The organism is Streptomyces sp. Tue6028 (genome assembly GCF_002300165.1).
Taxonomy (GTDB): Bacteria; Actinomycetota; Actinomycetes; order Streptomycetales; family Streptomycetaceae; genus Streptomyces; species Streptomyces siamensis.
Window position 1 is genome coordinate 191,290 of sequence record NZ_MLCE01000026.1, and the last position, 18,247, is coordinate 209,536.

Annotated in this window: 17 protein-coding genes; 8 read left to right on the plus strand and 9 right to left on the minus strand. The window is 70.7% G+C overall.

Annotated features, from left to right (window positions below; translation table 11 throughout):
- Nucleotides 1-3: 3 nt before the first annotated feature.
- Nucleotides 4-792 carry a protein phosphatase 2C domain-containing protein gene (locus tag BKI49_RS25545; RefSeq protein ID WP_095936609.1) on the minus strand — a complete coding sequence of 263 codons (789 nt, stop codon included), beginning with the start codon at nt 790-792 and terminating at the stop codon, nt 4-6.
- A gap of 355 nt (nt 793-1,147) precedes the next feature.
- Between BKI49_RS25545 and BKI49_RS25550 the strand changes: the two genes are divergently transcribed.
- The 5 genes from BKI49_RS25550 to BKI49_RS25570 are packed head-to-tail and all read left to right on the plus strand — an operon-like array spanning nt 1,148 to nt 7,159.
- Complete coding sequence (locus BKI49_RS25550) at nt 1,148-4,339, plus strand: sensor histidine kinase (RefSeq protein ID WP_095936610.1); 3,192 nt, start codon at nt 1,148-1,150, stop codon at nt 4,337-4,339.
- On the plus strand, nt 4,336-4,839 hold the full coding sequence (locus BKI49_RS25555) for a roadblock/LC7 domain-containing protein (protein ID WP_095936611.1): 504 nt from the start codon (nt 4,336-4,338) through the stop codon (nt 4,837-4,839). The genes BKI49_RS25550 and BKI49_RS25555 overlap by 4 nt, the downstream gene beginning before the upstream one ends.
- Nucleotides 4,836-5,255, plus strand: a complete 420-nt coding sequence (locus BKI49_RS25560) for a DUF742 domain-containing protein (RefSeq protein ID WP_095936612.1) — start codon at nt 4,836-4,838, stop codon at nt 5,253-5,255. The genes BKI49_RS25555 and BKI49_RS25560 overlap by 4 nt, the downstream gene beginning before the upstream one ends.
- Nucleotides 5,236-5,874 carry a GTP-binding protein gene (locus BKI49_RS25565; RefSeq protein ID WP_095936613.1) on the plus strand — a complete coding sequence of 213 codons (639 nt, stop codon included), beginning with the start codon at nt 5,236-5,238 and terminating at the stop codon, nt 5,872-5,874. The genes BKI49_RS25560 and BKI49_RS25565 overlap by 20 nt, the downstream gene beginning before the upstream one ends.
- A 31-nt stretch (nt 5,875-5,905) precedes the next feature.
- Nucleotides 5,906-7,159 (plus strand): styrene monooxygenase/indole monooxygenase family protein, encoded by a 1,254-nt coding sequence (locus BKI49_RS25570; protein WP_095936614.1) that lies wholly within the window; start codon nt 5,906-5,908, stop codon nt 7,157-7,159.
- A gap of 158 nt (nt 7,160-7,317) precedes the next feature.
- On the opposite strand, the gene BKI49_RS35110 is transcribed toward BKI49_RS25570, so the two are convergent.
- Nucleotides 7,318-7,710: a hypothetical protein gene (locus tag BKI49_RS35110; protein ID WP_143658518.1), complete on the minus strand. Its 393-nt coding sequence runs from the start codon at nt 7,708-7,710 to the stop codon at nt 7,318-7,320.
- Between the two features lie 1,094 nt (nt 7,711-8,804).
- Between BKI49_RS35110 and BKI49_RS35115 the strand changes: the two genes are divergently transcribed.
- On the plus strand, nt 8,805-9,329 hold the full coding sequence (locus BKI49_RS35115) for a hypothetical protein (RefSeq protein WP_143658520.1): 525 nt from the start codon (nt 8,805-8,807) through the stop codon (nt 9,327-9,329).
- An 11-nt stretch (nt 9,330-9,340) separates the two neighbouring features.
- Nucleotides 9,341-9,727, plus strand: a complete 387-nt coding sequence (locus BKI49_RS25580) for a hypothetical protein (protein ID WP_095936616.1) — start codon at nt 9,341-9,343, stop codon at nt 9,725-9,727.
- Nucleotides 9,728-9,956: 229 nt separating this feature from the next.
- Here BKI49_RS25580 and BKI49_RS25585 read toward each other — a convergent pair whose 3' ends face one another.
- The 4 genes from BKI49_RS25585 to BKI49_RS25600 form a co-directional block, all read right to left on the minus strand.
- Complete coding sequence (locus tag BKI49_RS25585) at nt 9,957-11,120, minus strand: C40 family peptidase (RefSeq protein WP_095936617.1); 1,164 nt, start codon at nt 11,118-11,120, stop codon at nt 9,957-9,959.
- A 102-nt stretch (nt 11,121-11,222) separates the two neighbouring features.
- Complete coding sequence (locus BKI49_RS25590; protein WP_095936618.1) at nt 11,223-11,567, minus strand: hypothetical protein; 345 nt, start codon at nt 11,565-11,567, stop codon at nt 11,223-11,225.
- 67 nt (nt 11,568-11,634) lie between these two features.
- Nucleotides 11,635-12,360, minus strand: a complete 726-nt coding sequence (locus tag BKI49_RS25595; RefSeq protein ID WP_095936619.1) for a TetR/AcrR family transcriptional regulator — start codon at nt 12,358-12,360, stop codon at nt 11,635-11,637.
- Nucleotides 12,361-12,490: 130 nt separating this feature from the next.
- Nucleotides 12,491-13,426 carry an AurF N-oxygenase family protein gene (locus tag BKI49_RS25600; protein WP_095936620.1) on the minus strand — a complete coding sequence of 312 codons (936 nt, stop codon included), beginning with the start codon at nt 13,424-13,426 and terminating at the stop codon, nt 12,491-12,493.
- Between the two features lie 138 nt (nt 13,427-13,564).
- Between BKI49_RS25600 and BKI49_RS25605 the strand changes: the two genes are divergently transcribed.
- Nucleotides 13,565-14,671, plus strand: coding sequence for a ferritin-like domain-containing protein (locus tag BKI49_RS25605; RefSeq protein ID WP_095936621.1), 1,107 nt, complete (start codon nt 13,565-13,567; stop codon nt 14,669-14,671).
- 109 nt (nt 14,672-14,780) lie between these two features.
- Here BKI49_RS25605 and BKI49_RS25610 read toward each other — a convergent pair whose 3' ends face one another.
- The 3 genes from BKI49_RS25610 to BKI49_RS25620 are packed head-to-tail and all read right to left on the minus strand — an operon-like array spanning nt 14,781 to nt 18,140.
- Nucleotides 14,781-15,242 carry a DUF3291 domain-containing protein gene (locus BKI49_RS25610; protein ID WP_095936622.1) on the minus strand — a complete coding sequence of 154 codons (462 nt, stop codon included), beginning with the start codon at nt 15,240-15,242 and terminating at the stop codon, nt 14,781-14,783.
- Nucleotides 15,243-15,286: 44 nt separating this feature from the next.
- Nucleotides 15,287-16,744, minus strand: a complete 1,458-nt coding sequence (locus BKI49_RS25615; RefSeq protein ID WP_095936623.1) for a penicillin-binding transpeptidase domain-containing protein — start codon at nt 16,742-16,744, stop codon at nt 15,287-15,289.
- 19 nt (nt 16,745-16,763) lie between these two features.
- Nucleotides 16,764-18,140 carry an FtsW/RodA/SpoVE family cell cycle protein gene (locus BKI49_RS25620; RefSeq protein ID WP_095936624.1) on the minus strand — a complete coding sequence of 459 codons (1,377 nt, stop codon included), beginning with the start codon at nt 18,138-18,140 and terminating at the stop codon, nt 16,764-16,766.
- Nucleotides 18,141-18,247 lie beyond the last annotated feature (107 nt).

Here is an 18,247-nt window from a genome sequence, read left to right on the forward strand (position 1 = left end):
CGCTCACAGCTCCACGTACACGACCGTCGCGTCGTCGTGCGTCTTGCTCCGGCGCAGATGCACCCGCTCCTCCGCGTCCGCGGCCTCCAGGGCCCGTACACGGTCGACGAGCGCCTGTGCGCCCTCCTTCCGCACGAGGCCGAGCAGTTCGGACCAGCCGCCCGCGCGGAACTTCTCCGTCCAGCGGGTGGCGCCGTCCGTGAGCGCGGCCAGGGCGCGGACGGAGTCCCGCGGCAGTGTGCCCGTCACCGCGCGGGAGGCCACCGAAGGATCCGCCGCCGCCGTGAAGAAGCCGTCCTCCTTGTTGCGCACGGTCGCGTCGGCGACGGCGTCCGTGGCGAGGGAGGCGCGCGGCAGGCGCGACAACCGGTCGTCCAGCAGCGCCGTCACCTCGCCGGTGGGGGACTCCACCAGCAGGGCCGAGTCCGAGAGGACCAGGTACTCCACCTCGGTCGGGGACCACCGGGCGAGGACCACGGTTGCCTGGGGCGTGCGCGGGTGAGAAAGGTCACATGTGTCGGCATGGGTCTCGGCCACCCTCGTGATGGCACGCGAAAGGATCTCGGTCAGCGTCAAATCCCTGAGCGAAACGGACAGTTCGGTCAGGGCGCCGCCGAGCCGGGCGGAGAACCAGGAGACGGAATGCAGACAGCCGTACTCCCCCTGGGGAGGTGTCACCCCGTCGAGGACGACCAGTGAACCCCCTTGTCCCGAGGCGGGAAGTCCGACCGATGCGAAGTCCTCATTGGGGCGGCCCGGGGCGCCCGCTTCCGAGACGAGTTCAGTGCGCATCCAGCCAGTCTGCACGAGCCCTTCACAAGGCCCACGAAAGGGCGACATCGGTTGCCGAACACCTGCGGACCAGCAGCTCAGGCGCCGGGTTTGGCATGGAATGATCGACTCCGGGAATGCGTGGCGGCGAATACTGCCAAAGGGCGTCGCCGACGTCCAACCGGCCCGCCGCACGGGGCGTCGGCGGGCGCCGGAGGAACTTGCCCGCCAACTCCCGTCCGGGGTTCACTCCTTCGAGTGGCGGGTCAGATGATGCGGGACCACTGCCCACCGGCACTGGGAGGGTCGGGGCCGTACCGGGCGGACGCCGCAGTTGACGGGATGTCACCCGGGCCCATGGGTTAACGAGTCAGGAATGCGAGCACCGGTGCAGAAGACGCGGCCGAGGCGCACAGGCAAGCAGACGGCCACCGGGCCCTCCGGGCCCTCGGGCCCCTTGGCAGGGGCCGCCACCGGCGACGGCGCCGACACGGCGGGCCGGGGGAGGCGCGCCCACGTACGCAACCGGCTGATCGTCGCCGTGGCGGTCGTCGCGGCTGCCATCGCCGGCGCGGGAGCCCCGACCGTGCTCGCCGCCTCCGAGCAACTGAACGACTCCCAGAACCTCGTGACGCTCGCCCAGCGGACCCAGCAGGCGCTGACTCTCGCGCACTCGCTGGCCGACGAGCGCGACGAGGTCACGTCCTACGTCGCCGCGGGCCGGCCGAAGGACAAGGCACCCTCGGAGCAGCGCAGCGCCCGGGTCGACCGGCAGGTCGAGGAGCTGCGGGCGGACGAGGACGCCCCCGCGACCCTCCTGAAGGACCTCGACGGCATCTCTGCCCTGCGCAGGTCCGCGCTCACCGGCAAGAGCACCGCCCTCGAGGCGCACCAGGCGTACTCCGCCGCCATCACCGAACTCCACGCCCTCGCCGAGGACCTGGCCGACCAGCTGCCGCCCCGCGCGGGCTCCGGCGCGCACGCCCTCGCCGAACTCGACTCCGCGGTCCAGCAGTCCGCCGCCGCCCGGGGCCTGCTCCTCGCGGCGCTCGCCGTCCCGCGCTCCACGCAGACGGTCATCGACCCGGCCACCGGTCTGCCGACCACGACCAGCAGTTCGTCCGCCGCCGACACCAAGCTGCGGGACGCGCTGAGCACGGCGGCCCAGCAGGCCCGCCTCCGCTCGGACGCGGCCCTCGCGGACTTCCGGGAGACGGCGCCGAAGAGCGCCAAGGCCTCCTACGACTCCACGGTCACCGGACCCGACGTCGGCACCGCCGACCGGTACCTCGCGCGCCTGACCGACCAGCCGACGCTCGCCGGCGCCGAACTCGACACGTCCGTGAAGAAGCTGGACGCCGCGCTGTCCGCCCGTATCGAGCTGATGCGCGGCGCGGAGGCCTCCCTCAACGAGCACCGCACCGAGGACCTCGAACAGCTGCGTGACGACGACGTCACCGCGCTGGAGATCCGTATCGCGGTGATCGGCACGCTGCTGCTCGTCGCGGTCGGCGTCTCGATGGCCATGGCCCGCTCGCTCACCCGCCCGCTGGCCGTGCTGCGCCTGGGCTCCGCCCGTCTCGCCGCCGACCCCGGAACCGAGGAACCGGTCAAGTTCACCGGCCGCAACGACGAGTTCGCCCAGGTGGTCCGCTCCGTCAACGCGCTGCACGGGCACGCGGCCGGACTCCACGAGCGGCTCGCCACCCTCGAGGGCGATCGCAAGCACCTCATCGGCCAGCGCCAGCTGATGGCCGACGAACGCGACCGGCTGCGCGGCGAACTCGCTGAGGCCGCCACCCACCTGGAGCAGGTGCGCGGCACCATCCACGGCACCTTCGTCAACCTCGCGCTGCGCACGCTCGGCCTCGTCGAGCGTCAACTCGGCGTCATCGAGGGTCTGGAGGACCGCGAGCAGGACCCGGACCGCCTCTCCACGCTCTTCAAGCTGGACCACTTCGCCACCGTCATGCGGCGGCACAGCGAGAACCTGCTGGTCCTCGCGGGCGCCGAGCACGTCCAGCACCACGCGGGCCCGGTCCCGCTCGTCGATGTCGTCCGTGCCGCGGTCAGCGAGATCGAGCGCTACGAGCGGGTCCGGATCGCCGCGCTGCCGCCGCACGCCCACATCGCCGGTTTCGCCGCCGACGACATGAGCCACCTGCTGGCCGAACTCCTGGAGAACGCCACGTCGTTCACGCCGCCCGACCTCCCCGTCGAGGTCTCCGGCTGGCTCCTGGAGAGCGGCGAGGTGATGCTCTCCGTGCAGGACGAGGGCATCGGCATGACGTCGGAGCGGATGACCCAGCTCAACGACCGCCTCGCCGCCTTCGACCCCGAGGACACGTACGACCAGGAGAGCGGCGAGGGCCTCGGCCTCGGCCTGTACGTGGTGGCGCGGCTCGCGCACCGGCACGGTGTGCGCGTGCAGCTGCGTGAGCAGAAGCAAGGCGGCGTCGCCGCCGTGGTCGTCCTCCCGAAGGCGCTGCTCGCCGCCGCGCCCTCCGCGGCCGTCCCCACGACCGCGCGGCACGTCGGGGGCGCGCCCTCGGTGACCCTCCCCGGAGCGGACGCCGAGGCCAACTCCAACGTCCTGCGCGGGCGTGCGGCGCTCACCGCCTCGGACCCCGCCGGGGACGAGGACCCGCTGATCGCCGCGGCCCAGGCGGCCGTCCGCGAGGCCGACACCGAACCCCGGCCCGAAGACACCGATCAGTCTCAGGGCACCGATCTGCCTCAGGGCACCGGCCGGTCGCAGGACATCGACCTGTCTCAGGGCACCGGCCGGTCGCAGGACGTCGTCGCGTCGGAGCCGGAGCGGACGCCGGAGCCGGAACAGGCGCCCGAGGCGCCGGCCGCCGCCGAGCCGCACCGCGTGCCCGGACCCCGGCGCGAGGCCGAGCCCCGGACCGCGCCCGAGGCGGACTTCGCGGACACGTCGGCACCCGAGACCACGATGGAGCTCCTGCTCCCGTTCCCGCCGGCCGAACCGGCGGCGCCGGAACCGGCTACGTCCGGACCGGCCACGTCCGGACCGGCCACGTCCGGACCGGCCACGTCCGGACCGGCCACGCCCGGGACCGGAGCGCCCGAGACCGCGGCCCCCGCGCCGGAATCCGGCCCGGTGGCACCCGAGTCGGAGCCGGCGTTCGAGCCCCGGGCTGAGACCTCCCGGACCACGGGAACGGCTCCCCGGTTCTCCGGACCCGCCGCCGGCCCGGCCCAGGACGCGGACGGAGCCGCCGAGGCGGCCCCCGATCCGTACGCCATAGGCCCGGACACCCATGAGCGGGTGCCGGACGAGACTCCGCGGATCACCGACAAGGGCCTGCCCAAGCGGACGCCGAAGATCTCCGCGCCCGCCCCGGCCCCGCGCCCGCGCACCGGCGGTGTGGACGCCGAGGCACTGCGGCGCAGGCTCGGCGGCTTCCACCGGGGCGCCGTCGAGGGCCGCCGCGACGTGGAGGCGGAGATCGCCGAACGCACCACGGAGACCAACGCGCCGCAGACGCTCAACGCGCGAGACGCAGAAGCATCGGGGGGCACCGTCGAGGAGGCAAGCAGTTGACCGCGTCCAGTACCTTCGGCCTGAGCAGTGAGGCCCGCAATCTGCACTGGCTGCTGACGAACCTCGTCGAGGAGGTGCCGGGACTCCTGTCGGTCGCGGTCGTCTCCTCCGACGGGCTGCTGCTGCTCTCCTCCGACCCCGGCAGGAACGCCGAGGCCCGGACGGCGGAGACGGAGCGCCCCAGCGGCCCCAAGGGATCCTCCGCCGACCTCGCCACCATCGTCTCCGGCATCGGCAGCCTCACCATCGGCGCCGCCAAGCTGATGGACGCCGGCGGGGTGAAGCAGACGATGGTCGCGATGGACGAGGGCAGCGTCTTCGTCATGTCGATCAGCGACGGTTCGCTGCTCGGGGTGCACGGTTCGCCGGACTGCGACATGAGCGTGGTGGCCTACCACATGGCGCTCTTCGTCGGCCGTGCCGGACATGTGCTGACCCCCGAACTGCGCAGTGAACTCCGAAAATCCCTTGAGTCCGACTCGATGGGGAGTACCCGATGAGTACGTCGAGCAGTTCGTCCGCCGCGGCCCGGCTCCCGGTGCGCGGCGGCGATCGCAAGCCCGCCCGCGTACGGCCCTATTCGCTCACGGGCGGCCGGACCCGCTTCGGGCACGTCCTGCTCGTCGAGACGTTCGTGGCGGCGCTGGAAGCTCCCGAGGAGCGCAAGGAACTCACCGACGGCCGGCCCGCGTACCGGGTGATGCCCGAGATGCGCGCCATCGTCGAACTCTGCCGCCGGATGCGGACGGTGGCCGAGATCGCCGCCCTCCTCAGGATGCCGCTCGGCGTGGTCCGGGTCCTCCTGAGCGACCTGGCGGACCAGGGAAAGATCCGCGTGTACGGAACAGGTCACGGCCCGGGACAGCCGGACCGCGCTCTGCTGGAAAGGGTGCTGAGTGGACTCCGTCGTCTCTGACGCCGCCCCTGGCGTCGCCCCTCTCCTCGACGAAGAGGAGAATCTGCAGGCCTGGCAGACGGACCGCACCCGCGCCCCGATCGCCACCAAGATCGTCGTCGCGGGCGGCTTCGGCGTGGGCAAGACCACGCTGGTCACCGCGGTCTCCGAGATCCAGCCCCTCCAGACGGAGGCGCTGATGACACAGGCCAGTGAGGAAACCGACGACCTCACCGGTACGCCGGACAAACTGACCACCACCGTGGCCATGGACTTCGGCCGCATCACGCTCGACGACGACCTGGTGCTCTACCTGTTCGGTACGCCGGGTCAGCAGCGGTTCTGGTTCATGTGGGACGACCTGGTGCGCGGGGCGATCGGCGCGGTGGTCCTCGCCGACACCCGCCGTCTGTCGGACTGCTTCCCCGCGCTGGACTACTTCGAGAGCTGCGGACTGCCGTACGTCGTCGCCGTCAACCACTTCGACGGCAGCGAGCGGTTCGAGCCCGAGGACGTGCGCGAGGCCCTCACGGTGCCTCCGCACATACCTGTCATGATCATGGACGCGCGTCGCCGGATCTCGGTCGTGGAGACCCTGCTGGCCCTGGTCGGCCACGCGCTCGAAGTAAGCCCCGAATAGGGACGCCTAGGTCCTAGGAGAAACAAGCCGCATGCGGAAGATACTCGTCGTCGGAGCCGGTCAGTCCGGACTCCAGCTCGCCCTCGGCCTCCAGTCGCACGGGTACGAGGTCACCCTGATGTCGAACCGGACGGCGGACGAGATCCGTACCGGCCGTGTCATGTCGACGCAGTGCATGTTCGACACGGCCCTGCAGCACGAGCGCGATCTCCAGCTGAACTTCTGGGAGACCCAGGCCCCGAAGATCGAAGGGCTCGGCGTCTCGGTCGCCGCTCCCGGCTCCTTCGACCCGGGCCCCTCGCAGCGCGCGATCGACTGGGTGGGCAAGCTCGACGGGTACGCCCAGTCGGTCGACCAGCGGGTCAAGATGGCCGGCTGGATGGAGACGTTCGCCCAGCGCGGCGGCCAGCTGGTCATCCACGGCGCCGCGGTCTCCGACCTCGACTACTTCTCCCGCACCTACGACCTGGTGCTGGTCTCGGCCGGCAAGGGCGAGCTGGTGTCGATGTTCGGCCGCGACGCCTCCCGCTCCCCGTTCAGCGAGCCGCAGCGCGCCCTCGCCGTCGCCTACGTCCACGGTCTGGGCCCGCGACCCGAGCACCCCGACTTCGACGCGGTCCGCTGCAACCTGGTGCCGGGCGTCGGCGAGCTCTTCGTGATGCCGACCCTGACCACCTCCGGCCGCGCCGACATCCTCTTCTGGGAGGGCATCCCCGGTGGCCCGCTCGACGCTTTCAACGGCGTCAAGGACCCCGCCGAGCACCTCTCCCTGACCCTGGAACTCATGGAGCGGTTCACGCCCTGGGAGTACGCGCGCGCCACCAAGGTCGAACTGACCGACGCGAACGGCACGCTGTCCGGGCGCTACGCCCCGACCGTCCGCAACCCGATCGGCCGGCTGCCCGGCGGCGGCCTGGTGCTCGGCGTCGCCGACGTGGTCGTGGCGAACGACCCGATCACCGGCCAGGGCTCCAACTCGGCCTCCAAGTGCGCGGCCGCGTACCTCGCTTCGATCCTCGAACAGGGCGACAAGCCCTTCGACGAGGAGTGGATGCAGGCCACCTTCGACCGCTACTGGGACACCGCCCAGCACGTCACGAAGTGGACCAACGCGATGCTGGGCGTGCCGCCGGAGCACGTCCTGAACCTGATCGGCGCGGCCGGCCAGCTCCAGCCCGTGGCGGACCGTTTCGCCAACGGCTTCGACAACCCGGCCGACTTCGAGAGCTTCTTCTTCGAGCCGGAGAAGGCGGAGGCGTACCTGGCGTCGGTCGCCGGGGCGTGACATCCGCCTGACCGGCGCCCCGGCCGTTCGCTGCCGGGTTGCCGCCGGACACCCTCGGACGGCCCGCAGACGGCCGGCGTGACCCGTCACGTACGAGACTCAGAGCCCCTGGACACGGCGTCCGGGGGCTTCCGAGTCTGGATCGAGTCTTGATCAAGTCATGCGAGGTTGACGGTCAGGGAGCCGCTCGCGGGCTTCTTGATCTGGATATTGCTGATCTTGTACGTATTCGTGTCGCCTTCGTCGTCGGCGCAGACAACCTTGGCGGTGCCGACCGTGCCGCCCTTCGGAATGCCTCCGAGGCTGACGGTGTACTTCTCGACCTTGGCCTCGCCGGGCGGTTCGTCCGAGTCGGCGGTCCCCTTCTTGGGGGTTATCGTCACTGTCTTCGGTGCTGAATCAGGGAATTTGGCGCAGCTCACGGTTCCAGAGACAGTGACCTTGACGGCGGCGTGCGCTGTGCTGATTGTCGCCAGGGATGCGGCGAGTGTCAGCGAGGCCACGACCGCGACGGGGCCGAGTGTCTTTCTCTTGCTGCTGAAATTCCGCATCTCAGACTCCCGTACTGATTCCAGAAATATTTGTCGAGAGTGTCGGCCCGCGTAAGACGCAGGCCGCGGCACTGCATCGCGAATATTCGACTGCGCCGTCATGTGACTCCGTGCGCCTGCCGCCGAGGGCCGCACCCGACCGCTGATTCATGCAATGGGGTCGGCCGTGCGTCGCGCTGGAAGACGCCGAATGTCATTGGTGAACCGGTTGACTCCGGTATTTCCACGCCAACTTCCATGCGTGCCCAGTGCTTCTTCAGGCGTGGCGTTCGTCATTCGAGCCTAGCCAGAGGCGGGCATCGTGTCCACTTTTGGCCCCATGTGCGTGATTGACGACTAGATCACTGGGGCAGCGCAGCCGACTGCCGGTCGGAATGGTTGATTTCGAAAGTCGATGCTTGTGGCACGCCGACGCCGTGCGAACGGTCTGGACGGCTCTGTATGAGGTTGCCCGAGACGAAAATCGAGACGAACAAGAGACCTGTGACCCTCCAGCCTCACACGGCACTGGCCGCCGGGCTTCGTTCGCTACCTTGTCATGAGGCGCCAGGACTATGGGGGGTTCCATGGCCAGCTTGCGACCCAAACCAAAGCCAGAGCCAGAGCCGCAGACGTCGCCGTCCGTGGTGGAGCGGCGCACGCCGCAGCCTCCGGAGCCGGCGCGGACGCCGTCGCGAGGGGAGCCGTCGCCGCGGACGCCGTCGCGGGGGGAGCCGTCGCCGCGGACGTCGTCGCGGGGGGAGCCGTCGCCGCGGACGTCGTCGCGGGGGGAGCCGTCGCCGCGGACGTCGTCGCGGGGGGAGCCGTCGCCGCGGACGTCGTCGCGGGGGGAGCCGTCGCCGCGGACGACGGTGCGAGGGTCGCGGGCGGTGGAGGTGTCGTCGTCGCAGACGCCGGCGCGGGGGTCGAGGTCGGTGGAGGTGCCGTCGCTGGAGACGCCGGCGCGGGGGTCGCGGTCGGACGGGTCATCGCCACGGACATCACCGGCCGTCGGGCCGCGGCGGTCCTCGCAGCCCGTGCGAGAGTCTCCTCTCGATCCGGGCGCCTTGCCCGGAACGACCCAGCCCTCGAGTGTCGACACACCGGACACCTTGATGGTGCTGTTCCTCGGCGAGATCACCAACAGCCAGGTGGCGATCAACAATGGCACAGTGACTCAGACCATGGTGGAGGGGCCGTCCGAGTCATATCGGGCGAATGCGGCCCGGACACCCCGACGGCCGGACGGTGATTCCCCGTCAGGCAAGAATGCCTTGCCCAGTGAGCCGGTAGGGAAGTCATTGCCGGCGGACACGGCCGGCCAAGTCAGCGCCTCATCGGTGCCGAATCGCTCTGTCGAAGAGCAGCTGCTGCGCGCGCTCGACGACCTGCTGGCCCGACTTGATCAACTGGGATTGGACATCGGGGCTCAGCAGGCCGTCCGGCGGGCAGTGGCGGAGCTTCAGTCCGAGCTCAGTCGCACCCCGGTCGACACAGCCCGCGTTCACGCGGCAATTACGGAGATCCGTGCCCAACTGGCAGGGAAACTGCAGGCACCTGGCTCCTCACCGGCTGATTCGCGTGTCGGGAACAGTTCGTGTTCATCCGAGAGCCGGCGAGACCGCAGCGGACTCGTGTGAGGAGCAGGGTCATGACGAGTGCGGGCGGTCCCCAGTTCCACGGGCCCATACATGGAAGCCAGATCGCGATCGGCAACCATGATGTGTCACAGACGCAATATGTGACCGCTGACGGCGGCCTCGGCGACCGTCTCACCACGGCGGTGAATTCGGTCTTGGAAGCGCTGGAGAATCTCAGGCTCGGTGCCGAGGAGGAGGCGGCAGTACGCCAGGATGCGGAAGCCGCTCTGGAGGAGGCGACGGGATCAGCGCCGGACGTAGGGCGCCTGCGTCGCTTGCTGGGGCGTATCCAAGGTGTGTTGGCTCCGATAGCCGCGGGTGCCGCCACGGGTGCTGCCAGCGGGACGGCGGAGCTGGCACACACGGTCCTTGCCGATCTTCAACGAGCTCTGCCTTGAGGCGCGGACGAGCAAGGCCGGCCAGGCGACAAAGCGATCGCAACTGTGTGCGACAAAGGCCGGCATGAGCTTGACGGCCCACGGCCCGCGATGAGCCCTCCTGTTGGGGAGGTCTTGCAGGCGAACGGCTCATGGGGCCGTGGGCGCGCGTCTGCGAGGCGGAGAAGGCTGAGGCGTACCTGGTGTCGGTCACCGGGGTCGCCGGGGTCGCCTGACCGTCGGCCGCGGGCTACGACGTCCTGTTGTTGCCCGTGTCCGAGCCCTTCGTCGCCGGTGCCGGGAGCTTCGGAGGGGTGTAGTGCCGCAGGGGCTTCCCGGCGGGGTCGGGGCGGACCGCGCCGAGCAGCGGGTTCGCCGCGATCGGTGACACCTTCACGTTGGTTCCCGGCCGCGGCGCCTGGACCACCATGCCGTCGCCCAGGTAGAGGGCGACATGGGTGGCCTCGGGGAAGTAGATCACCAGGTCGCCGGGGCGCAGCTCGCTCAGCGGGATCCGCGGCAGCCGCGCCCACTGCTCCTGGCTGGTCCGGGGGATGGGGTCCCCGGCGTGGACCCACGCCTGCGAGGTGAGCCCCGAGCAGTCGTAGGACTTCGGGCCCTCGGCACCCCACACGTACGGCTTCCCGATCTGTCGCACGGCGTACCGCACCGCCTTCTCGCCCTCCCGCGACGGCGGCTTCGCGCTGCTGAGCGAGCCCGAGGCCAGGAACTTCTTCTGCGCCGCGGCCACGCCCGACTTCTCGAACCGGTCGAGCTCGGCGAGCTGATCGGCGGTCAGCGAGGCCAGCACGTCCTGCACCGCGTCGAGCCGCTTGCGCACATCGTCCTGGTCCTTCTTCTGCCGTTCGGCGAGGCCGAGTTGGGTGTCGAGTGCCTTGCGGGCCGCAAGCGCCAGCGTCTCCGTGCGCTTCTCGCTCCCGGTCACCCGCTGCACCGTCTCGGCGCGCTCCAGCGACAGCTGCCCGAGTACGTGGCCCTGGTCGAGGGCGTGCTGCGGGTCGCGGGCGAGCAGCAGCCGCACGTACGAGGAGATCTCGCCGCTGCCCTGGTACTGCTGGCGGGCCAGCCGCCCCGCCTCCCCGCGGCTGTCGTGCAGGGACAGGCGGGCCTGCGCGAGGTCGGTGTCGAGCCGGGTGACCTCGGCGCGCTGCTTCTTCAGCTTGTCCGCGGTCCCGTTGTACGTCTCGGTGGCGCGTTCCGCGTCCCGGTAGAGCCGCTGAAGGTCCGTCAGCAGCTGGGCGACGGAGCGCTTTCCGGCGGTACCCGCGGACGTGTCCGCCTGGGTGCCCGTACCCGGGCCCGGTTCCGGGACGGCCGCCGCCGGCGTGGGCGCGAGCAGCGTCCCGGCCGCGACCGCCGCCGTACAGACCAGACGCAGAAGCCTTCCTGACACGTCATCACCTCCGGTGCCGGGGTGGTACCTCCACCTCGCACCGGCAGGATGGGACGAGCGCATCCCGATCGCGCGCAGACTGGCCGCTTCGGCCCAAGAAGGTCACTCGTCGGCATGGGGGCCCGGCGTGGCGCCGCCGGCCGTCTCCCCGTTTTCGCCCTCGGCCCCGGTCGTGGTCCCGCCCTTGTTCCTGGACCACGGCCACACCGGCCCGCGTCCCCGCTTCCCCTCGGGGTCGTACTCGTACTTCCAGCCCTGGTGCAGCCCGAGCCGCTTGCTGCGGCCCGCTTCGACACGCCGGTAGACGAGCACGGTGGGCGGGCCGCCGTCCTTGTCCGGCACCGGGACGCGGTAGGTCTTCGGCGGATGTCCGGTCGGTCCGAGCAGGATCGGCAGCACCCGCCCGTCGAGGGGGCCGCCCACGAAGGGGGTGTCTTGGCTCTTCACGCCCCCAGTGTCACAAACGCAGCGGTCGCACCGGCCCATGAGCGCCCCGGCCGCGGCGGCACGCGCGTCACAGCAGGTGCGCGGCGTCCCCGAGCACCGGGATCACGCGGCGGGCCAGCGAGCCCACCGCCCCGTCCGCCGTCTCCATGGCCAGTGCCGCCTTCACCACCGCCGCGGTCTGCGCGTCCCGGCCCGCACCCGCCGCGAGCGTCGCGACGAACTGCTCCACGAGCCAGTCCCGCAGCTCGTCGAGCGGCGGCTCCTTGTCCTCGTCCAGCCAGATCAGCGAGGCGGCCTCCACGGCGGTGATCCACATCCGCACGGTCATGCGCAGCCGCGGCCCGGGATCGCGGACGGCCAGATGATCGAGGATGTGCTGGGCGGCGGCCCGGCGCACCCCGTCCACGATGGCCGTGGTCCGGGACGTCTCCACGACACTGCCGCCCTGGAGCAGGGCGCTGAACCCGGCGTCGTGCTCGTCGACGAAGGCGAGATAGCGGTCGAGGGCCCGCCCGAGCCGCTGGGTGAGCGGCCCCTGCGGCGGCTCCGCGAAGCACTGCTCCAGCTCCTCCGCGGCGGACCGCAGGGCGGCCTCGTACAGCTGCTGCTTGCCGCCCGGGAAGTACCGGTACACCAAGGGCCGTGACACCCCGGCCGCCTCCGCCACGTCGTCCAGCGAGACCTCCTCGGGCGCTCGCTGGGCGAACAGCGACAGCGCCGCGTCGAGGAGCTGGCTGCGCCGTTCCTCGACGCTGAGCCGACGGTATGCGGGGGTGGGCGCCTGCGAGGTCATGTCCGGCAGCGTAACCGGACAGCGACGGACAGCCCTCACGCGCCCGCGACCGCCCCGGGCCGGAACGCCGGCACAGGCGTACGGACCCGTGGCCGCCCGGGCGGGCGATCGTACGCCGGGCGGACGGGCGTCAGGCCAGCAGACCGGACGACTTCCACAGCCTGCGCCCGGCGCCCCGCAGCACCCCGATGTCGTCGAGGAAGTCCGTCAGCCGCTTGGCGCCGGTCTGCATCACCTCGCGGCGGTGGCCACTGGCCTTGACCTGGGCCAACGCCTCGCGCTTGTCGAGTCCGACGTTCGTGTAGACCTCGGGATTGACGAAGGCGACCGAGAAGACGCGCGCGAACTCGCCGGAGGTCAGCCGCGTGAACTCCTGGGACCAGCGCGGGGCGGTCACCATCTGGCGCCGCAGCTCCTCCCGCGCGTAGCGCACGTGCCGGGCCTCCTCCACCACGTGGATGCGGGTGACGCCGCGGATGAGGGTCTGCACCCGCTCGTCCGGGAAGGTCAGCCGCTGCATCCAGTCGAGGATCTCCTCGCCGAGCAGCGTGGCCGTGAAGGACCCGGGCGTGGTCGAGATGGTCTTGAAGAGCCGCCCGAGGTTCTGATGGGCGCGGCTGACCGGGTAGTACGGCGTTCCACCGCGCGTGATCAGCCGGGCGAACATCTTCGAGTGCCGGCACTCGTCCTCGATCTCGGTCAGCGCGTAGCGCACGTGCGCGCTCGTCGCCGCCTTGTCGTAGATGTGCCGCACCAGCAGCTGCATGAGGATGATCTCGAACCAGATCCCCAGCGACGCCAGGGCCGCGGCCTCGTGCTGCGAGAGCGCGATCCGCTGCTCCTCGCTCATCCGCCGCCACAGCGGGGTGTCGTACAGGGACACGAGCTCCGGGGGCCAGAACCACTTGCCCTCCTCGAAGGGCGCCTCCCAGTCCAGCTCCTTGTCCGGATCGAAGGAGTGCTTGGCGGAAGAGTCGAGCAGCCGCTCGGCCACCTGTTCCCGGTCCTTGAGCCGACCGAGCGCGTCGCGGAGACCATCGAGTGCGTCTTCCGTCACCGTCGTCATGACTGTTCCCACCTCGTCGTACGGGATCTACAGGAGTTACCGGCGGTCACGTCTTATGAGACTGCTTGTCAGCAAGCTCGTCAATCCCCTGCGCGCGACTTGTTGACGACGCGTCTACCCCGTGTGAGCCTGCGATGTATGTCCACTCATGAGCTGTACGCGAAGGACGCGGGGGATCCCCGCTGGGAGGTTCCGGCCTCCGGGGCGGCACGTTTCAGCTGGGAGTACGACGACGGTCGCGACCGGCTGCTCGCCCTCTACCAGAAGGGCAAGGACAAGCAGTGGGACGGCCAGAAGCGCATCGACTGGGCGCTGGAGGTCGACCCGTACGACCCGCTGGGCACCCCCGACGAGTCGATGACGCTGTACGGAACCCCGTACTGGGCGAAGCTCACCGACCGGGACAAGAGCGAACTGCGCATGCACTACGCCTCCTGGCAGTTCAGCCAGTTCCTGCACGGTGAACAGGGCGCGATGGTCTGCGCGGCGCGCATCGTCGAATCGGTCCCCGACCTCGACGCCAAGTTCTACTCGGCCACCCAGACGATGGACGAGGCCCGTCACGCGGAGATCTACGCGCGCTTCCTGCACGAGAAGATCGGCATGCTCTACCCGATCAACGACAACCTCCAGGCACTCCTCGGCGACACCCTCCGCGACTCCCGCTGGGACATGCCGTACCTCGGGATGCAGGTCCTGATCGAGGGGCTGGCCCTCGCCGCCTTCGGCATGATCCGCGACACCACCGACAAACCCCTGCCGCAGCAGATCCTCGCCTACGTCATGCAGGACGAGGCCCGCCACGTCGCCTTCGGCCGCATGGCCCTGCGCGACCACTACCGGCAGCTCTCCGACGCCGAACTGCGCGAGCGCGAGGAGTTCGTCATCGAGGGCTGCTACCTGATGCGGGACCGGCTGCGCGGCACCGAGGTCCTGGAGAACTTCGGCATCCCGAAGGCCGAGGCCGAGGAGTACAGCGAGCAGTCCGAGTTCCTGCACCTGTTCCGCCGGCTGCTCTTCAGCCGCATCGTCCCCTGCGTCAAGGACATCGGTCTGTGGGGCAAACGCCTCCAGCAGGCCTACGTCGACATGGGCGTCTTCGAGATGGGCGACTCCAACCTGGACCTGCTGATGGCCCAGGACGAGGAGATCGCCGAACAACTGGACGCGCGGCGGTTCGCCGAGGAGGAGAAGGAACGCGTCGCCGAGGTGGCGGACGCCGTCGAGCAGGGCGCGCAGTCCTGACCGGCCGGACCGGGGCGGTCCCGGCCGACCCCGTCGCATCGACGGCACCGGCCCCCGCACCGCGGGCGGAAATCGACGGCGCCCGCACCGGGCCGCGTACCGAAACCCCCTAGCCCTGCGGAGGGAACGACGTCCGCAGGGTGAACGCGTGCGCCGTCGGCCCGTGCTCACGCAGGTGGAGGAGACGGGCCTCGGCCTCCCGCACGGTCGGCCGGTGCCCCGCCGGGACCCACCACAGCACCGTCACCGCCTCGTCGAGGCGTTCGAACCACTCGCGGCGGCGGGCCAGCAGCTCACGGTGCTGCCCCTGGTACATGAACGCGGTCAGCGCGTTCGTGTCGCGCCAGGTGGACATGTTGACGATCAGCCAGTCGTCCCCGAACACGGGGACGTCCGTCGCGTTGCCCGACTCGCTCTGCAGCCGCCAGACGAAGCCGTCCGCCGCGTCCGCGACGGCGTTCACCGGGTCGAGCGCCTCCACGAAATCCTTCAACTGAGGCGAGTCCAAAGGGGCCTTGAGACGGGCGATGTTCACCTGGGCGAGCTCGTGCACGGCAGGAGACTGAGTCATGACCGAACGTTAGGTCGGCGTGGGTGCCGGGCGACACCCCCGTCTCAGAACCCGAGCACCGCCTTCATCACCGCCTTGGCGATCGGCCCCGCGTTCCCGCCGCCGCTGATCTCCCCGCGGTCGGCGGCCGCGTCCTCGACGACGACCGCGACGGCCACCGCCGGCTCCAGCGAGCCCTCGGCCTGCGCCCAGGAGATGAACCATGCGTACGGCACCCCGGAGTTGCCGATCCCGTGCTGGGCGGTGCCGGTCTTGCCGCCGACGGTGGCGCCGGGAATGGCGGCGTTCCTGCCGGTGCCCTCGCGCACGACGTCGGTCATGAGCTCGCGCATCTGCTGCGCGGTCGCCGGGCTCATCGCCTGGTGGAGGGTCCGCTGCCCGGTCGTGGCGACCGTGCGGCCCCCCTGCGTGGTCGTCCGCTCCACCAGGTACGGCGCCTTGACCGAGCCGCCGCCCGCGACGGCCGACGAGATCATCGCCATCTGCAGGGGAGTCGCCCGGGTGTCGAACTGTCCGATGGAGGAGAGCGCCAGCTGCGCCCTGTCGAGCGTCAGGTCGAAGTTGCTCGGCGAGACGGAGAACGGGATCTTCAGCTTCCGGTCGTTGAAGCCGAAGTCCGTCGCCGCGCGCGTCATGTCGCCGAGGCCGATGTCCACTCCCAGCTTCGCGAAGACCGAGTTGCAGGACCATTCGAAGGCGTACCGCACGGAGGCGTTCTCGCAGCCGTCGACCTCATTGGTGAGCGAGGTCGTCGTGCCGGGGAGCCGGTAGGGGTCGGGCGACTCGGTCCGCGCGTCGAGGTCCCTCACCACGCCCGCGTCCAGCGCCGCGGCGGCGGTCACCACCTTGAACGTCGACCCGGGCGGATACGTCTGCCGGATCGCGCGGTTGAGCATCGGCTTGCTCGGCGCGTCGTTCAGCCGGTTCCAGGCCCGTGTCGCCGACGGTCCCGTCCCGGACAGCTCCGCGGGGTCGTACGACGGCGTGGACACCAGCGCGAGGATCTTCCCCGTGGCCGGTTCGACCGCGGCGACCGCGCCCCGGCGCCCGGCGAGCCCGTCGTACGCCGCCCGCTGGGCCGCCGAGTTCAGAGTGGTGACGATCTTTCCGCCGGGGTTCTGGGTGCGGGTGACGTCGTTCCACAGGGGGAGCGGGGCGAGCATCGGGTCGGTGCCGGAGAGGATCTCGTCGCCCGCGTTCTCCAGGAACGTCGTCCCGTACAGCTGGGAGGCGAAGCCGGTGACGGGCGCGTACAACGGGCCGTCCGTGTACGTCCGTTCGAAGCGCAGCTGCTCGCCCGTGTCCGCGGAGCCGGTGACCGTCCTGCCGTCGACGAGGATGTCCCCGCGCGGTTGCTCGTAGCGTGCGATCGCCTGACGGCGGTTCGCCACGTTGTCGTCGTAGGACGAGGCCAGGAAGACCTGGACGCGGGCGGCGTTCACGAGGAGCGCGACGAGCAGCACGGCACACAGCCCGGCGGCCCGGCGGATGTACTTGGTCATGGCGCGACCTCCCGGCCGTTCACGGCGCCGCCGTCCCGTCGTACTGGCTGCGGGCCACGTCGCTGATCCGGATCAGCAGCGCCACGATGATCCAGTTGGTGACGACCGACGAGCCGCCCTGCGCGAGGAAGGGCATCGCCATCCCGGTCAGCGGGATCAGGCCGGTCACCCCGCCCGCGATCACGAACACCTGGAGCGCGACGATCGACGCCAGGCCGATCGCGAGGAGCCGCCCGAACGGGTCGCGCAGCGCGAGGCCCGCCCGGTAGCCGCGCTCCACGAGCAGGGCGTAGAGCAGGAAGATCGCCGACAGGCCGGCCAGCCCCAGCTCCTCGCCCGCGGTCGCCAGGATGAAGTCCGACTTGGCGGCGAAGCCGATCAGGATGGAGTGGCCGAGCCCCAGACCGGTACCGGTCACCCCTCCGGCGGCGAACGAGAAGAGGGACTGGGCGAGTTGGTTGGGTCCCTGGCCCGCCTCGATCGAGGCGAAGGGGTGCATCCAGTCCTGCACCCGGCCGTGCACATGCGGTTCGAGGCGGCCGACGGCCATCGCGCCCGCGCAGGCCAGCAGCAGCCCGACGGCGATCCAGCCGGTGCGTCCGGTGGCGACATACAGCAGGATCACGAACAGCCCGAAGAACAGCAGGGACGTCCCCAGGTCCCGCTCCAGCACCAGCACGCCCACGCTCAGCAGCCAGATCGCGACGATCGGTCCCAGCACCCGGCCGGCCGGCAGCTGGAGCCGCTCGAACCGCCAGATCCGGCGGCCCGCGTAGGCGAGCGCGTTGCGGTTGGCGGCGAGGTATCCGGCGAAGAACACCGCCAGCAGCACCTTAGCGAACTCGCCCGGCTGGATGGAGAATCCGGCGATCCTGATCCAGATGCGGGCGCCGTTCACCGCCGGGAAGAAGATCGGCAGCGTCAGCAGGCCCAGCGCGGCGACCACGGAGACGTACGTGTACCGCTGGAGCACCCGGTGGTCGCGCAGGAAGAGCACGGCCGCGATGAAGAACGCGACGCCCAGCGTCGACCAGATCAGCTGGATGGGGGCGGCCTGGTCGGCCGGGGTGTCGAGGTCGAGCCGGTAGATGAGGATCAGTCCGAGACCGTTGAGGAGGACGGCGATGGGGAGCAGCAGCGGATCGGCGTACGGCGCCCGGAACCGCACGGCGACGTGCGCGAGGAGGGCGAGCACGCCGAGCCCGGCGCCGTATCCGGCGGCGCCGGGCGGGACGGTGCCGTGCCGTGCGAGACCCACGGCGCAGTAGCCGCACACGCAGAGCAGGACGGCGACGACGATGAGGGTGAACTCGATGCCACGGCGCCGGGGCAGGCGTACGGCCGGGGTGGGCGGGTCCGCCACCACGGTCGTTCCGGGCAGTCCGGGCTGGATCATGTCCGGAACGTAGCAAGCGGTGAACCTGATGTCCCGTTATGTAGTGATAAACGGGCTGTTCCGGTGTACCTCACGGGGTGCGATCCCGGTGAGGTACACCGGTGAGC